The sequence below is a fragment of the Hymenobacter sp. DG25B genome (assembly GCF_000801315.1).
GTDB lineage: Bacteria > Bacteroidota > Bacteroidia > Cytophagales > Hymenobacteraceae > Hymenobacter.
This window is the reverse complement of record NZ_CP010055.1, coordinates 33,555-50,965: the sequence shown is the minus strand read 5'-3', so window position 1 is coordinate 50,965 and position 17,411 is coordinate 33,555. Positions and strand designations below refer to the sequence as shown.

Sequence of the window (17,411 nt, the reverse complement as noted above, 5' to 3'; positions counted from 1 at the left end):
CGCTGCCTGCTGTTATCTCAGTGGCCAGCTCAGTGGATCTTCCATCTTATTCCCATTTGCGGCAGACCGGCCGGGTATTTCTTTGCCGCCAGGTGTTCTGCGCTTCGCCATTTACTTTATGATGCCCCCATCCTCTCCCACCCGATTTGCCCTGCTGGCCGGCAGCCTGGCTTTGTGCAGCCCGTTTGTTTATTCCCCGGCCCTGTCCCAGTCCAAAAATGCCGCCAACACCATCACGGTTCAGGTAAACAAGCCCGGCGCACCCATCGCCAAAACCATGTACGGCCTCTTTTTCGAGGATATCAACTTCGCGGCGGATGGCGGTTTGTACCCGGAGCTGGTCAAGAACAAGTCGTTTGAGCTGGATGAGCACCTGCTGGGCTGGCGCGGTATTAACGGCGCCGCGGCCCTGTCTACCTACACCGTATCCAGCCAGGAGCCCATCAGCAATGCCAACCGCCACTTTCTGCGGATGACGGCGGCCACGGCCAGTCCGGATGCGGGCTTTGTAAATGAAGGTTTCCGCGGCATGGGCGTAAAGGAAGGGGGCGAGTACACCTTCTCCGTGTACCTGCGGAAAGGGCCCGGCAGCGTGAGCGGGCTGAACGTGACCCTGGAGGAAGAAGGCCAGCGCGGCCCCGGCCCGGAGGCGGCCGTCTCCGGCAGAGTACTGGCGCAAACCAAAATCACCGGCCTTACCGGGGAGTGGAAAAAATACACCGCCGTATTAAAGTCAGCGGGCACGGCCCCAAAGCCCGCCTGAAGCTGACCATGGAAGGCGCGGGCACCCTGGACCTGGACGTAGTATCCCTGTTCCCGAAAGACACCTGGAACAAGCGGGAGAATGGCCTGCGCACGGATCTGGTGCAGCTGCTCAAGGATATGAACCCCGGCTTCCTGCGCTTCCCCGGCGGCTGCATTGTGGAAGGCCGCAACCTGACGGAGCGCTACCAGTGGAAAGAAACCATTGGCGACCTGGCCTCCCGCGTGCCGCTGGTGAACCGCTGGAACATGGAGTTCAAGCACCGCTCCACCCCGGACTACTACCAGTCTTTTGGCCTGGGCTTCTTTGAGTACTTCCAGCTTTCCGAAGACATTGGCGCCGAGCCCGTGCCGATTCTGAACGTAGGCATGGCCTGCCAGTTTAACTCCGCCGAGCTGGCTCCCATCAGCAGCACGGGTGGTACGGCGGGCCCCAGCGCCTCTGCGGCTCCCGCCGGCCATAACCACGCCGACGATGACCCGACCCTGGAAACCTTTATTCAGGATGCCCTGGATCTGATTGAGTTTGCCAACGGTCCGGCCAGCAGCGCCTGGGGTGCCAAGCGTGTGGCCATGGGCCACCCGGCCCCCTTCAACCTGAAATACATTGGCATCGGCAATGAGCAGTGGGGCCCCAGTACCTGGAGCGCTACGAGCCCTTTATGAAGGCCGTGAAAGCCAAGTACCCCACCATCAACATTGTGTCCAGCGCCGGCCCCGCGCCCGATGGGCCTTTGTTCGACATGGCCACCAAGCGCCTGCGCGAGCTAAAGGCCGAGGTAATTGACGAGCACTACTACGCCAAGCCGGAGTGGTTCCGCCAGAACGTGGGCCGCTATGACAACTACCCCACCACCGGCTCCAAGATCTTTGCCGGCGAGTACGCTGCCCAAACGGTAGCCATCGGCTCCCCCGACAACAAGAACAGCTGGGATGCGGCCATTTCCGAAGCCGCCTTTATGACCGGCCTGGAGCGCAACGCCGACAAGGTGATTATGGCGTCCTACGCCCCCCTGTTTGCCCACGTGGAGGCCTGGCAGTGGACCCCGGATATGATTTGGTTTGACAACCTGAAGTCCTACGGCACGCCCAACTACTACGTGCAGAAGATGTACTCCACCAACCCCGGCACCACCATGCTGCCGGTGCAGCGCGGCGACAACGCCAAAAATGGCCAGGACAACCTGTTCAGCAGCGCCGTGGCCGACGATAAAACCGGCGAAATCATTGTGAAGCTGGTGAACTACTCCACCGAAGCCCGCCCGGTTACCATCAATCTGCAGGGCGTGAAAAAGCTGGGCAAAGCCGGCAGGGCCATTGTGCTGGCCAGCAACGACCTGAACGCGGTGAACAGCCTGGAGCAGCCCATGAATGTGGCCCCCAAGGAGGAGAAGTTCAAGGTGTCCTCGGCTAACGTGTCCTACACGCTGGCCCCCAATTCCTTCACCGTGCTGCGGATTCCCGGCAAGCGCTAAGCGAGCAGTATCATGAAGTTGAAAAACCTGCTTTTGCCCGCTGCGAACCTTTTCCTGAGTAGTGTATTGGCCTTGACAACGGGTTGCGCGGTAGCTCAGACGACGGCAGTGCCGGTGGCTGGCAACCCCATCATCAAGGATAAGTACACGGCAGACCCGGCGGCTATGGTCCACAACGGCACGGTGTACCTCTACGCCGGCCACGATGAGGCCCCCGCCCGCCAGGAGCGCTACGTGATGAACGAGTGGCTGTGCTACTCCTCCACCGACATGGTGAACTGGAAAGAGCACCCCTCCCCGCTTAATGTAAGGGCCTTTGCCTGGGCCAAGGCCGATGCCTGGGCTTCGCAGGTGATAGAGCGCAACGGCAAGTTCTACTGGTACGTGGCCGTGGAGCACGGTTCCATTCCGGGTAAAAGCATCGGGGTGGCGGTGTCCGACAGCCCGACCGGCCCCTTTAAGGATGCCCGGGGCTCTGCATTGATCACCAATAATATGACGGAGAGTCCCATATCCTGGGATGACATTGACCCGACCGTTTTTGTGGACGATAAGGGGCAGGCCTACCTGTATTGGGGCAACACGAACTGTTACTGGGCCATGCTGAAGCCCAACATGACGGAGCTGGACGGCCCCATCAACAAGGTTTCCAACCTGCCCAACTTCACGGAGGCCCCCTGGATTCACAAAAACAAGGGGTGGTACTACCTGAGCTACGCCTACCAGTTCCCCGAGAAGATTGCCTACGCCATGAGCCGCAGCATCGAAGGGCCCTGGGAGTTTAAGGGCATTCTCAATGAAGTTGCCGGTAACTCCAATACCAATCACCAGGCCATTATTGAGTTTAAGGGGCAGAGCTATTTCATCTACCACAACGGCAGCATCCCCACCGACGGGGGCTCCTTCCGCCGCTCGGTGTGCATCGACTACCTGTACTACAACAAGGATGGCACGATGAAGCGCGTAGTCATGACCACGGAAGGTGTGAAGCCGGCTAAGTAAGCCCATCCTTCCTTCCACTGCCCTTCCTCTTAAAAAGCCCGGGCTTCCGGGCTTTTTCCTTCCACTTCCCTTCGGCGGCTGGCAAATCGCCAATCCGGTCAAGCTCCTACTCTGACCTGTTCCCGCCCCTGGTAATACAAATCTATACCGGCAACTACTGCATGCAGGTGGGCATCCCAGTCAGTGACTGGGAAGCCAAACCTCTAAGCAGCTACGTGCTGGAGCTGACGCTCAAATAATCCTGCCAACCTGATCTATTTTATCAGGGAGCAGGTCATACAAAATAAAGGTTCCTTCCCAACACAATCGTTTATGTATTCCTCACTGTTAAAGCCCCTATTTCTGCTGGTTTTGCTGACTGGCTGCGTGGCCGGCTCGGCCCAGTCCCCCAAAGACTCCTCCCCCTGATTCCGGCCCACGACCCGGTCATGGCTCAGCAGAATGGCACCTACTTCATGTTCTGCACCGGGCCCGGTATTGCAGTATGGTCTTCCAAAGACCGGAAAAACTGGCGGCCGGAAAAGCCCATCTTCGCCGCAGCCCCGCAGTGGGCCACCAAGGCTGTGCCGGGCTTCACAAGAAACCACATCTGGGCCCCTGATATTTCCTTTCATAACGGGGTATATTACCTGTTCTATTCCATATCCGCTTTCGGGAAAAACACCTCCTGCATCGGGCTGGCCACCAATAAAACCCTGGACCCCAGGGCCAAGGACTTCAAGTGGGTAGACCAGGGAATGGTGGTGCAGTCGGTGCCCGGCCGGGATATGTGGAATGCCATTGACCCCAACCTGATCCGGGATGAGGCCGGTACGCCCTGGCTTTCCTTTGGCTCGTTCTGGGATGGCATCAAGCTGGTGCAGCTGCGCCCGGACCTGCAAGCCCCCGCCCAGCCCGAGCAGTGGCGCACGCTGGCCCGCCGCCCCCGTAACCCCAGCTGAATGATTCCCTGCCCGGGGACGGGGCCATTGAAGCGCCCTTTATCTTCCGCCGCAACGGCTACTATTACTTGTTTACTTCTTTCGATTACTGCTGCCGCGGCCCTCAGAGCACTTATAAAATCATGGTGGGGCGCTCTAAAAACGTTACGGGTCCCTACGTAGACCGGGAAGGCGTAGCCCTGGAACAAGGCGGCGGCACGCAGGTGCTGGCCGGCGACAAAAACTGGTTTGGCCTGGGACATAACTCGGTATATACCTTCGATAAGCAGGATTATCTGGTTTTCCACGGCTACGATGCTGCTGACCAGGGCCGCTCCAAGCTTCGCCTGGAGAAGCTCAGTTGGGATGCCGCCGGCTGGCCCCTTGTGCAGCCGTAAGGGCGGCATAATTTGGGTTTAATTACACAATCGTTTGTGTAATCCGATATTAATTTCTACTTTTCAGACCATAAGATTTACCCCCGTCAGGGGTAGTGAGGTACTGGTTATCGGGCGGGCTGGATTTACCCTCCCCGCCCGATAAATCTTCCTCTATTCTTGCCCTTTAAACCCGCCTTCCCGTGACCAATTCCACCCTTTCTACCGCCGAGCTCAGTGTGAATACTATCCGCCTGTTGTCGGTGGACATGGTGCAGGCGGCTAACTCCGGTCATCCCGGCCTGCCGTTAGGCGCGGCGCCTATGGCCTACGTGCTATTCTCCCGATTTCTGCGCTTTAACCCCCAGGACCCCGGGTGGCCCAACCGGGACCGGTTTGTATTGTCCGCCGGGCACGGCTCTGCGCTGCTTTACAGCCTGCTGCACTTGTATGGCTATGATCTTTCCCTGGATGATCTGAAGGCATTCCGCCACCTGCACTCTAAAACACCCGGTCACCCCGAGTCGCACCTGACTCCGGGCGTGGAGGTTACCACCGGGCCTTTGGGACAGGGCTTTGCCAACGGGGTGGGCATGGCCATGGCGGAGGCTCACCTGGCGGCCGTGTACAATAAGCCCGGCCACACGCTGATGGATCATTACACCTATGCCATTGTCAGCGACGGGGACCTGATGGAAGGTATTGCCGCCGAAGCCGCTTCCCTGGCCGGCCATTTAAAGCTGGGCAAGCTCATTTACCTCTACGACGACAACGACATCTGCCTAGATGGGCCTACCAGCCTCTCCTACACCGAGGATGCCCTGGCCCGCTTCGAGGCCTACGGCTGGCACACCCAGCGCGTCACGGACGGCAACGACCTGGACGCTATTGAAGCCGCCATCCGGGCGGCCCAGCAGGAAACGGGCCGGCCTTCTCTGATTTCCGTGAAAACCATCATCGGGTATGGCTCCCCGCAGGAAGGCACCAGCAAAGTGCACGGCTCGCCCCTGGGCGCGGAAAACCTGAAGAAAGCCAAGGAATTTTTCGGGTTCGACCCGGAAGCAACGTTTATAGTGCCTGAAGAAGTGCGCACCCACCTGGCCGAGGCCGGGCAGCGGGGCGCCCGCCTGCAGGAAGAGTGGCAGCAGACAACAGAAGCGTACCAGCAGGAGTACCGGGCGGGGTGGGACCTATTCAGGGCTTCGTTTGCGGGAGAGCTCCCCGCAGGCTGGGACGCTTCGCTGCCAGTCTTTACCGCCGCCGATGGGGCCCTGGCCACCCGGCAGGCTTCCGGCAAGGCATTAAATGCCCTCAAGAAAAGCGTACCCTTCCTGTTCGGGGGCTCCGCCGACCTGGCCAGCTCCAACGAAATGCCCACCAGCGGGGATCTGAGCTTCCAGCCCGGGGCCTATGAGCATTCCAACATCTGGTTTGGGGTGCGGGAGCACGCCATGGGCGGGGCCATGAACGGCATGGCTCACCACGGGGGCGTGCGCACCTACGGGGGCACCTTCCTAACTTTCTCCGACTATATGCGCGGCGCCATCCGCCTCACGGCCCTGGCCGAGTCAAACGCCACCTTCGTGTTCACCCACGACAGCATCGGCCTGGGTGAAGACGGTCCTACCCACCAGCCGGTGGAGCAGGTGGCGGCCCTGCGAACCATTCCCAATATTGTAGTGCTGCGCCCCGCCGATGCCAACGAAACAGTGGAGTCCTGGCGCGTGGCCATGACTACGCCCGAGTCGCCGGTGGTGCTGATTCTTTCCCGCCAGAAGCTGCCGGTGCTGGACCAGAGTCAGTATGGCTCAGCCCGGGAAGGCGTGGCGAAGGGTGCTTATATTCTTCGCGAGGCTGAGGGCGGCCAGCCTCACTTGTTGCTGCTGGCCACGGGCTCGGAGGTTTCATTGGCCCTGCAAGCGCAGGACGTCTTGCAACAGCAGGGCGTGCCTACCCGGGTAGTGAGCATGCCTTCCTGGGAGCTGTTCGAAAAGCAGGACAAGGCCTACCAGCAGCAGGTGCTCCCCCCCAGCGTGCGCCAGCGGGTGGCTATTGAGGCCGGCTCGCCCATGGGCTGGCACAAGTACGCCACCGATGAGGGCACTGTCATTGCCATGAACCGCTTCGGGGAGTCAGGCCCGGGCGAGGCAGTCATGGAGCTGTTCGGCTTCTCCGTGGACAACGTGGTTAAGCAGGCTCAGTTGGTACTGCAGCATCTGCCCGCGGCTATTGAGCCCAAAGAGGTGCTTTCTTAATTATTGACTTTGCTATTTCCTCACAATGAGCTCATCGGTTAATCCCCTGGTTGCTATTCATTCATTTGGCCAAAGCATCTGGCTGGACTATATCCGCCGCAACATCCTGCATAACGGGGAGCTGCAGCGCCTGATTGAGGAAGATGGCCTGCGGGGCGTGACATCCAACCCAGCCATTTTTGAAAAAGCCATTGCCGGCAGTGATGACTACGCCGACGACATCCGTCAGCTGGCCCGGCAGGGCCTCACGGCCGAGCAGATTTATGCGCAACTGGCGGTGGCGGATGTGCAGCAGGCCTGTGACCTATTGCGCCCGCTATATGATCAGCCCAATAGTGGGGGCGACGGCTACGTCAGCCTGGAAGTATCGCCGGAGCTTATTAACGACACCGAAGGCACCGTAACCGAGGGCTTGCAGTTCTGGCACGCGGTAAACCGCCCCAACGTCATGATTAAGGTGCCGGCCACGCGGGCTGGCCTGCCCGCCATTCGCCGCCTGATTGCGGCCGGCGTCAACGTCAACGTCACCCTGATTTTCAGGGTGGACCGCTACCGGGAAGTGGCTGAGGCTTTCCTGGCTGGCCTGGAAGACCGGGTGAAAGCCGACCTGCCCGTGACCCGGCTGGATTCGGTGGCCAGCTTTTTTCTGAGCCGAATTGACGTGCTGATTGACCCGCAGCTGCAAAAGTTAGCTGCAGCCGGGGGCGAGCAAGCCGGGCTGGCTGCCTCCCTGGTGGGCGAAGTGGCCATTGCCAGCGCCCGGCAGGCTTATCAGATATACCAGGAGATTTTCGCCGGCCCCCGCTGGGAAAGGTTGCGTAAGCTGGGTGCCCAGCCCCAGCGCCTGCTTTGGGCCAGCACCGGCAACAAGAACCCCAAGTACGACGACCTGAAATACGTGGAAGCCCTGATTGGGCCGAACACGGTGAACACCATTCCGGTGGAAACCCTGGACCTGTATCGCGCCAAAGGCCGGCCGGCCGGCCGTTTATCTGAGGGCGCCGATAAGCAGGTCCTGGCTCGCCTGCCCGAGCTGGGCTTGGACCTGACTGCGCTGACCAATCAGCTGGAAGAGGAAGGGGCCCGCAAGTTCTCGGAACCATTTGCCAAGCTCCTGGCCGTGTTGGAGCAGAAACGCCAGGAGGCGCTGGCGGCTACTACCGCTTAGGAAGGAGCCAGCCAGGGAGGAAAGTCTCACTGCCCGAGCGGTTTATAACTTATGTCCGACATTACCCCTCACCAGCGCCGGGTGGCCGTCAGTGCCCTGTTTTTTGTGGCGGGCCTGTGCTTTGCCAGCTGGGCCTCCCGTATTCCGGATGTTGCCCACAAGCTTCGTTTAAGTGAGGGTGAATTGGGGCAGCTGTTGCTGGCCTTACCGGCCGGGGCACTGGTGGGGCTTCCCCTGGCGGGCTGGGCAGTACACACCTACGGCAGCCGGGTGGTAGTGATGCTGGCCGCCGGGCTCTATGCTACCTCTCTGCCCCTGCTGGGCTGGATGGATAATTTCTGGACTTTGGCGGCCAGTGTGGCGGTATTTGGTTTTGCCGGCAACCTGCTCAATGTATCCGTTAATACCCAGGCCATTGGAGTGCAGCAGGCTTATGATAAGCCCATTATGGCCTCCTTCCACGGGCTGTGGAGCCTGGCCGGCTTTCTGGGGGGGGCTTTAGGTACCCTGCTGATTCGGGCGGAGCAGCCACCGTTCCGCCATTTCCTGCTGGTCATGGTCATCGGGCTAGTTATTACGCTGCTGGCGCATCAGCGCACTGTAAGGCAGGATACCGGCGCTGATGCGCCCGGCCCCAGCCTGCGGCGCCCCGAGCCCTATCTGCTGCGCCTGGGCCTGATTGCCTTTTGCGGCATGCTCTGCGAGGGCTGCATGTTTGACTGGAGTGGCGTGTATTTCCAGAAGGTGGTCCGGCCCGATGCTCCTTTGGTAACCTTAGGCTACGTGGCCTGCATGAGTACCATGGCCCTGGGAAGGTTTATCTCTGACTACCTGACGCACCGCCTGGGCGCTACCCGCATGATGCAGATCAGCAGCGCCTTAATTACCAGCGGGCTTTTACTGGCAGTGGTGTGGCCCTTTTTCGTGCCGGCCTTGCTGGGTTTTCTGCTGGTTGGTTTTGGCATTGCCTCCGTTACCCCGCTGGCCTACAGCGCCGCGGGCCGGGCAACCACGGTTTCTCCCGGGGTTGCCCTGGCCATTGTGACGACAGTTGGCTTCTTTGGCTTTCTGCTGGGCCCGCCTTTAATCGGAATGGTGGCAGAAATTTTTAACCTCCGGGTTTCCTTAGCTTTGGTAGCCGGCATTGGAGCAGCCATTAGCCTGCTGGCCGCACGTAGTACGCCCGCCCCGGCTCCGGTGCAGGCAACCAGAGTAGCCGGGTAAAACAAAAACGTTATTCTCTGACACCTCTTTAAACCTATTGCGAACCACTTGCTCTTTAACTTGAACTCAGCTCTAAAAAATAAGCTCAAAATTATTTGTTGGTTAATTGCTGTGATTTCATTAACCTTACTCAATCATCCTTAAACGGCAGGCGTTGAGGCAGTTCATTGTCCATAAAAACCCTGCCTACTCTCTCCAAACCCACTTTTGCTCTTAGAGCATTTTTTTTAAGTATATACACAATCGTTTGTGAAGAACCCTAAACACAAACGATTGTGCTTGCCCAACCCTACTTCCCACACTTATTTTCCCATGAAGAAGCCCGTACCCAAAATGCGCTGGATGTCACTGCCAGCTTTGCTCTGCTGCCTGCCCTTGCAACCTGCGCTGGCGGCGGCTTATTCAGAATTTATGAATACCCCGCTTACGGCGGCGGCTCCGCAACCAGATATCACGGTTTCGGGTCGGGTGGTTGATGAAAGGGGAGCCGGCATGCCGGGCGTAAACGTGGTAGTGAAGGGCACTAGCCTGGGCACCCAGACCGACATGGATGGCCGGTTTTCCCTGAATGCTCCCGATAATGGCACCCTGGTCTTTTCCTTTGTGGGCTATACCGGTCAGGAAGTAGCTATTAATGGCCGCACGTCTCTGTCAATAAATCTGGCACCTGATGCCCGGGCGCTTTCGGAAGTAGTGGTAGTGGGTTATTTGACCCAGGACCGCCAGAACGTGACCAGCGCCGTGAGCAGCCTGGACGTGAAAGAGGCTGTGAAGGCGCCGGTAGCCACCGCTACCCAGGCGCTGCAGGGCCGCCTGCCGGGCGTGCAGGTGCAGGGCTCCGGTGGCCCCGGTGATGCACCCGTAGTGCTGATCCGCGGAATTGGCACGCTTGGCCTGGCGGGCAGCTCGCCGCTTTATGTAATTGATGGTTTGTGGACGGGCAATATCCGGGACCTGAACCCGAACGATATTGAAAGCCTGACGGTCCTGAAAGATGCGTCCTCGACGGCCGTGTATGGATCCAGCGGGGCCAATGGCGTGGTTTTAATTACCACCAAAAAAGGGAAGGCCGGTACCCCGGCCATCAGCTTCAACGGCTACCGTGGCTTTGATCAGATCTACAAGCGCTATAACCTGACCAACGCCAGCGACTGGGCTGACCGGGCCGTGCAGGCTTACGCTAATGCCGGTATTGATCCGCTGAACGCGGGCCAGAACAGCCTTGCCGGCGCCGTAAAAGGCCCGGGGGGAGCTTTTAACCCTAATATTGATACCGACTGGCAGGATGAGTTCTTCCAGACAGGTACTCTGGAAGACTACAACCTCTCTTTTTCAGGTGGTACTACCGGAGATAAGAGTGCCAGCAACTTCCTCATTTCAGGGGAATACTTTCATCAGGAAGGCGTAGTAAAAGGCCCGGATTTCAACCGCTACAGCCTGCGCCTGAACTCGGGACTGACCCGCGGGCGGGTGAAGTTTCAGCAGAATGCCCAGTTTACCCACCTGGATGCAACGCTGCTCAACGGGGCTTCTTTTATTGATGTACTGACGATGCTGCCCAGCATTCCCGTGTATGATCCCGCCAATGAAGGCGGTTATGGTACGGGCTCCAGCATCCTGAATACGTTTGCTACCAACCCCATCGGCAACCAGGAGCTGCTGCGTCGTACCCAGGCGGATAACCGGCTGGCTGGCAACGTGAGCGTGGACGTTTCGCTGTTTGACTTCCTGACCTACCGGTTGAATACCGCCCTGGATGGCCATACATACAGCAACCGGGATACGCAGAAAGAAGGCATCCTGCGCCAGAACACCAAGATTAATACCTCCCAGCTGAATGAGTTTCTGGGGTATGATGTGTTCCTGCTGACGGAAAATACCCTGAACTTTAATAAGAGCCTGGGCGACCACCACCTTAATGCGCTGGTAGGCTACTCGGAGCAGAGATACCGCCAGCATAATGTGCAGGCCGGTACGCAAGGCTTTACCAGCCAGCCACAGTATTACTTTGAGCTGAGCGCTGGTAGTGAGAAAGGCGTTATTGGGGGCGAAACCACGGAAAACGCCAAGCGCTCCTACTTCACCCAGGGTACTTACGACTACAAAAACCGCTACCTGGTGTCCGCGTCTTTCCGGCGGGATGGTTCTTCGCGCTTTGCTAAGCAAAACCGCTGGGGCAACTTTGCCGCCGGCTCCCTGGGCTGGCGCATCAGCGAGGAAGACTTCTTCAAGAATGCGCTTCCCGGCGTGAACAACCTGAAGCTGCGCGCCAGCTACGGTGGCAACGGTAACGATGCCCTCATTGGCCGCTATGGCGGAAACTACCTGACTACTCCCTTCATTGGGCAGAACGTAAATTATGTTCTGGGTACCGGTCAGACCATTGTAAATGGCTCTACGCAGCTGGCGCTGAGCAGCCCTGATCTCCAGTGGGAAGAGCGCTACACCAAAGACGCTGGTCTGGATCTGAGCGTACTGGATAACCGCGTTTCACTGTCGGCTGATTACTATATCTCCGAAACCCGCAAGGCCCTGGCCCCGGTGCAGGTTCCTACCTATCTGGGCCACTTCGGGGATATCCTCTATCAAAACGCGGGCAACATTGAAAACCGCGGTTTCGAGCTGGCCTTGGGCTACCATGAAAGCAAGAATGAGTTTACCTACGGGGCAGACTTCACGCTGACGACCATCAAAAATGAAATTACTGCTGTGCCCGTGGAAGGCACTGCCTTTGAAGGTGGTGAGCTGATTACCCGTTCCGAACTGGGTTCGTCTTTGGGCGACTTCTATCTGATTCCTTTCGACGGCATTTTCCAGTCAGATGAAGAAGTTCAAAACCATAAGAATGCGGACGGTAAGGTAATTCAGCCCTATGCCTCGGCGGGCGACGTGCGCTACATCGATTCCAATGGTGACGGCGAGATTACCGCTAGTGACCGGGTGTTTGCGGGTAAGGCTATTCCTAACCTGCAGATGGGCCTGAACCTGAATGCCGGCTACAAAGGCTTCGACTTCTCGGTATTCATGCAGTCGGCTACCGGCAACAAAATTTACAACTCCGCCCGGGTAGCGCTGGAAAGCTTCAACGGCCCCAATAACTACAATGCCGATGTACAGCCCTGGACGCCGGAAAACCGGTCTTCTACGGTGCCGCGCATGCTGCAGGGCCTGAGCCCCGATCCGAAACTGGCCGAGGCAGCCAGCAAAAATGCACTGGGCAACACTACCCGGTGGCTGGAGGATGGTGACTACCTGCGCCTGAAGAATATTCAGATTGGCTACACCTTCCCCAAAACGCTGACCAGCCGGGTGCCCAGCCTGGGCGGTGTGCGCGTGTACCTGACTGGCCGCAACGTGGTGACCTTCACGAAGTACACCGGCTTTGACCCCGAGATTACCGGTACCGGTTTTTACAGCCGTGGGGTAGACAACAGCGCTTACCCCAACGTGCGCAGCTTCACGGGCGGTCTGCAGGTGAACTTCTAGCCCAGGCGCTAATCGTTGTTTTCTGTTGCCCCGACCATCTTTTTCCTTCGATTTCCCATGAAACTACATAAAATCCCTGCACTGTTGCTGGCTGGCAGTCTGCTGCTCGCCACTGGTTGCGAGAAAGACCTGTTGGATAAAACCAACCCTAACGCTCCTTCCACTTCCCAGTTCTGGAAAACCCAGGATGATGCCGTGAAAGGAGTTAACGCGTGTTATTCCGGCCTGCAGCAGTTTGCCTGCTACTACCGCAGCTGGCACTTTATGGCGCACCGCTCCGATGAGTCGTTCAGCCAGAGCCCCTTCGTTGCCCTGGCCGAGTTTACCCGGTTTATCACGCCCGACAACAACTTCTTTATCTCCTCCTTTGCCTGGAACGACTACTACCGGACCATTTTCCGGACCAACCAAGTAGTAACCCACGTGCCTTCTATTGAGATGGACGCCGAGCTGCGCAGCCGCCTGGTGGCGGAGGCCAGGTTTGTGCGGGCCCTGTCTTACTATGATCTGGTTTACTTCTTCGGTAATGTGCCGCTGATTGTGGAAGAGCCGGTGGTAACAACCCGCGTAAAGCAGGCTACCCCTGCCGAGACTGAAGCCCAGATTATTGCTGACCTGCAGGCCGCCATTCCGGATCTGGAGCTCTCGTATTCTGACGCCGAGAAAGGCCGGGCTACTAAAGGGGCAGCGCAGGCCCTACTGGCCAAAATGTACATGCACCAGCATAAATGGGCGGAGGCATCGGCCCTGTTCACCGAGATTATGGGTTCCGGCCAGTACGCGCTGGTGAGCAACTACCTCGACAACTTTACGGACACCAACGAGAACAACCAGGAGTCGGTGTTTGAGGTGCAGTTTACCGGTGCCGTGCTGGAAGTAGGTCAGGGGCAGGACAACGCCTCTGCTTCGGAAAGCCACGACCGGCCGAACTTCTTTGGCCCTCCCGGCCCCACGTTTGCCGACGTGCAGCCCCGCCGCTGGCTGCTGGACGAGTACCAGGACTCCACCGTTTCCTTTGCGCCCGGCAGCACCAAAAAGCACATGATTGACCCCCGCCGCGACATCAGCATCATCCACGCCGGGAACCCCGATAAGTTCTACGGCAAAACCTTCAAGGAATGGGGCTGGAACTCCAGCCAGCAATACTGGCGCAAGTACTTGAATGACCGCACCCGTGAGAACGAGAACTTCACCTCCGGCATTAACCACCGCGTAATTCGCTACGCGGATATTCTGCTGATGCAGGCCGAAGCACTGACGGAGCTGGGCCGCATGGAAGATGCCCTGCCCCTGGTAAACCAGGTGCGCGCCCGCGTAGATCTGGCTCCCAAAACCGGCAGCTACTCCCAGGAAGATATGCGCCAGCTGATCCGCAGTGAGCGGGCCAAGGAGTTTGCCGGCGAGGGCACCCGGTGGTTTGATATCTTGCGCTGGGGCCTGATGGATACCCAGGCCGGTATTGACGAGCTGAAGAGCCGCGACCCCGACTTTGGTAACTTCCGCCTGGGTGTTTCGAAGCTGCTGCCGATTCCGCAGCGTGATATCGACATCGATCCAAACGTGCATCAGAACCCGGGCTACTAAGCCAGCCTGGTATAATTACTAATTCAGACAGCCGCTCCCGGCCACTTTCGGGAGCGGCTGTTTTATTGAAGGCCCACCCATAAAGGCATTTCCCCATCCGTTTATTCCTATCCACCCATGAGGGATTTTTACAAATCGATATTCCGGCAATTTCCGGCCCTGTTGCTGGGGGTGTTGCTAAGCTGTACTACCAGCGAAGAAACCGTGGTGGCACCTCAGCCCCCGGTTGTCGTTCCACCCGCGGCGGGCACTACGTTTACCAATCCGCTGCTATCCTCCGGGCCCGATCCGTGGGTGTACCAGAAGGATGGGTACTACTACTACATGCACACCACTAATACCAGTCTGCGCATCTGGAAAACGGCTAAGATGTCGGACCTGGGCAAAACTTCCAGCATCCTGGCCTGGACGCCGCCGCAAACCGGACTGGCCGCCGGCAACCTATGGGCGCCGGAGCTATATTTCCTGGATGGCAAATGGTACATCTATTATTCCGCTGGCCCTGCTGGTTCCGATTTAGGTCGTCAGCGGACCTGGGTGCTGGAAAACGCCAGCGCCGACCCGACCACCGGGACCTGGATCAGCAAAGGCCAGGTGGTCAGTCCGGAGGCTGATAACTGGGCCATTGATGGTACTGTGATGGAGCAAAATGATAAGCGCTATTTTATCTGGTCGGGGCACAATGGGGTGGATGGAGTGCAGCGGCTGTACATCTCAGAAATGAGCACCCCCTGGACACTGGTGGGCCCTCGGGTAGAACTTTCGCACCCGGAGTATAACTGGGAAACCGTGGGCCCACCCTACGTAAACGAAGGCCCCGAAATCCTGAAGCATGACAACAAAACCTTCCTGGTCTACTCTGCCAGCTTCTGCGGCACCGATCAGTATGCGTTGGGCATGCTCACGGCCAGCAGCACCGCTGACCCGCTCTTGCTGTCCTCCTGGACTAAATCAACCAAGCCCGTTTTTACCCAAAACCCTGCTAACCGGGCTTATGCTACTGGTCATAATGCCTTTTTCAAATCCAAAGACGGGCAGGAAGACTGGATAATCTACCACGCCAATTCCAACCCCAACGAAGGATGCGTGGAAAAGCGCAACCCCCGCATGCAGAAGTTCGCCTGGAAGGCCGATGGTACTCCTGACTTTGGCGTACCTGTAGCCATCAGCACGCCCATTCTGAAGCCTGGCGGGGAATAAAGCACATAGACCTGTTCTTTTCTTGACTCAGAAACTCAACTTAATATGAACCCATCTATACATCCCGGAAAGTTTACCCTGGTCAGTTTTAGTGGCCGGGTTCGGCAGCTGTTGCACACCCTATTTATGGTAATGCTGCTACAGGCGGGCATCGGCTATAACGCTTATGCCCTGCAGGGCGCCATCGGGGTTCATGATCCATCCACTATGGTGAAGGATGGCAATAAGTACTGGATTTTTGCCACCGGGCAGGGCATCTACAGTATGTATTCTACTGACCTGGTAAACTGGACCGCCGGCCCCAAGCCGGTATTCGTAAATAATGCCTACCCCAGCTGGATTAATACCAAAGTGCCCGACTTCAAAGGCATCTTCTGGGCTCCGGAGGTCATTTCCATGAATGGGAAATTTTACCTGTACTACTCCTGCTCCACTTTCGGCTCCAAGGTATCGGCCATTGGGCTGGCCACCAACGTAACGCTGGACCCTGCCAGCCCCAATTATAAGTGGGAAGACCAGGGCGAGGTGATTTCTACGGATGCCAATAGCGCGGTAAATGCCATTGACCCGGCCGTGTTCAAGGATACCAACGGGGATGTATGGCTGTCCTACGGCTCCTTCTTCGGCGGTATTCGCATTACTCAGCTGAATGCTACCACCGGCAAACCCACCGGGAGCACGCAACATGCGGTGGCCAACAATAACCCCGAAGCGGCTTATCTCACCAAAAACGGGAGCTACTATTATCTATTCATCAACCGGGGTGCCTGCTGCAGCGGCATAAACAGCACCTATCATATTCTGGTAGGGCGTTCTTCCTCCCCCACCGGCCCTTTTCTCGATCAGAAAGGCGTGGACCTGAATAGCGGCGGCGGTACCGTGGTGCTCAATACGTCCGGGCGCTACATCGGGCCCGGTCACACGGGCATTTACCAGGAAAACGGAGTGAGCTACTTCTCTCATCATTACTATGATGGCCAGGACAATGGCGTGGCCAAGCTGGGTCTGGCGCAGCTAACCTGGAGTAGTGATGGCTGGCCGGTAGTTAGCCGGGACTGGGTGAAGACCGGGCGTTACGAAATCAAGAACCAGAACAGCCAACTCATTTGGGGCGCCTTAGGCTGTACGGGCGTAACCGGTCAGGCTATTGCGCAAACCACCCCCGCCGGCCAGGACTGCCAGCGCTGGGATGTTACGGCAATGGGGAACGGGGAGTATAAAATTACCAATGCGCTGGGTGGCCTGGCGGCCGATGTTATCAGCTGCTCCTCGCAAAATGGAGCTAAGCTGCAGCTCAAGCCATTCAGCGAGCTTGACTGCCAGCTCTACCGCCTAGACCGGGTAAACGACGGCAGCCTGGTATTTTCTTCCACTAATGGCAACAAGGTAGTAGAAGTACCTTCCGCCTCCACAACCGCTGGCCAGCAGCTGGCACTGTGGGAATATAATGGCTGCGCCTGCCAGCAGTGGGTGCTGAGCTCCCCCACCGTTCCAACGGCTTCCGTGAATAAAGCGAAGCTGCAGGGCGTGAGTTTATTCCCGATGCCTGCTCCGCGTAACGGGTTTTCGATTGAGTTAGGTAATCCAAGCCAGGCAAAGGCTACCGAGGTTCAGGTTTATGATATGCGGGGCCAAGTTGTGTTTCATCAGACTTTCTCCCGCCAGCAAACCAAGCTCAGGGTAGTAGCTGATTTACAACCCGGCATCTACCTGGTGCAGGTAAAACAAGGCAGTGCCTACTGGCAGCACAAAACAGCCATTCAGTAGCTGGCCAAGAGAGTTGAGGCGGCTGGTTACGGGCTGTTTCAACTCTTTTTTTAGATCAGAATACACAAACGATTGTGTAAAGTGAAAATGATTTTCTACTTTACACTCCTGTTAGGGCGCTGCTATAGCATTAGGCACATTTTGCTGAGAGAAGAACAAGCCCTAATAATTTGAATAATCGACGCATCAGC

The 17,411-nt window shown here is 57.7% G+C and carries 10 protein-coding genes and 1 pseudogene; all 11 read left to right on the top strand.

Annotated features, from left to right (window positions below):
• Window positions 1–121 precede the first annotated feature (121 nt).
• Window positions 122–2,237: pseudogene (locus tag PK28_RS21375) on the top strand (alpha-L-arabinofuranosidase family protein).
• A 12-nt stretch (window positions 2,238–2,249) separates the two neighbouring features.
• Window positions 2,250–3,239 (top strand): glycoside hydrolase family 43 protein, encoded by a 990-nt coding sequence (locus tag PK28_RS16815; RefSeq protein WP_082017231.1) that lies wholly within the window; start codon window positions 2,250–2,252, stop codon window positions 3,237–3,239.
• 428 nt (window positions 3,240–3,667) lie between these two features.
• The gene (locus tag PK28_RS21270) at window positions 3,668–4,180 is read left to right on the top strand and encodes a family 43 glycosylhydrolase (protein ID WP_316931989.1); all 513 of its coding nucleotides are present in this window, start codon (window positions 3,668–3,670) and stop codon (window positions 4,178–4,180) included.
• Window positions 4,181–4,248: 68 nt separating this feature from the next.
• The gene (locus PK28_RS21265) at window positions 4,249–4,557 is read left to right on the top strand and encodes a family 43 glycosylhydrolase (RefSeq protein WP_316931988.1); all 309 of its coding nucleotides are present in this window, start codon (window positions 4,249–4,251) and stop codon (window positions 4,555–4,557) included.
• Between the two features lie 248 nt (window positions 4,558–4,805).
• Entirely contained in the window at window positions 4,806–6,791 is a 1,986-nt protein-coding gene (gene tkt, locus PK28_RS16805; RefSeq protein WP_231576257.1) for a transketolase, read from the top strand.
• Window positions 6,792–6,816: 25 nt separating this feature from the next.
• Window positions 6,817–7,959 (top strand): transaldolase, encoded by a 1,143-nt coding sequence (gene tal / locus PK28_RS16800; RefSeq protein WP_044517630.1) that lies wholly within the window; start codon window positions 6,817–6,819, stop codon window positions 7,957–7,959.
• A gap of 51 nt (window positions 7,960–8,010) precedes the next feature.
• Window positions 8,011–9,183, top strand: coding sequence for an MFS transporter (locus PK28_RS16795; protein ID WP_044517628.1), 1,173 nt, complete (start codon window positions 8,011–8,013; stop codon window positions 9,181–9,183).
• 312 nt (window positions 9,184–9,495) lie between these two features.
• On the top strand, window positions 9,496–12,669 hold the full coding sequence (locus tag PK28_RS16790; RefSeq protein WP_044517626.1) for a SusC/RagA family TonB-linked outer membrane protein: 3,174 nt from the start codon (window positions 9,496–9,498) through the stop codon (window positions 12,667–12,669).
• Window positions 12,670–12,726: 57 nt separating this feature from the next.
• Window positions 12,727–14,253 carry a RagB/SusD family nutrient uptake outer membrane protein gene (locus PK28_RS16785; protein ID WP_044517625.1) on the top strand — a complete coding sequence of 509 codons (1,527 nt, stop codon included), beginning with the start codon at window positions 12,727–12,729 and terminating at the stop codon, window positions 14,251–14,253.
• A 117-nt stretch (window positions 14,254–14,370) separates the two neighbouring features.
• Complete coding sequence (locus PK28_RS16780; protein WP_044517624.1) at window positions 14,371–15,453, top strand: glycoside hydrolase family 43 protein; 1,083 nt, start codon at window positions 14,371–14,373, stop codon at window positions 15,451–15,453.
• A 45-nt stretch (window positions 15,454–15,498) separates the two neighbouring features.
• Window positions 15,499–17,220 (top strand): family 43 glycosylhydrolase, encoded by a 1,722-nt coding sequence (locus PK28_RS19605; protein WP_082017230.1) that lies wholly within the window; start codon window positions 15,499–15,501, stop codon window positions 17,218–17,220.
• The last annotated feature ends 191 nt before the right edge of the window (window positions 17,221–17,411 follow it).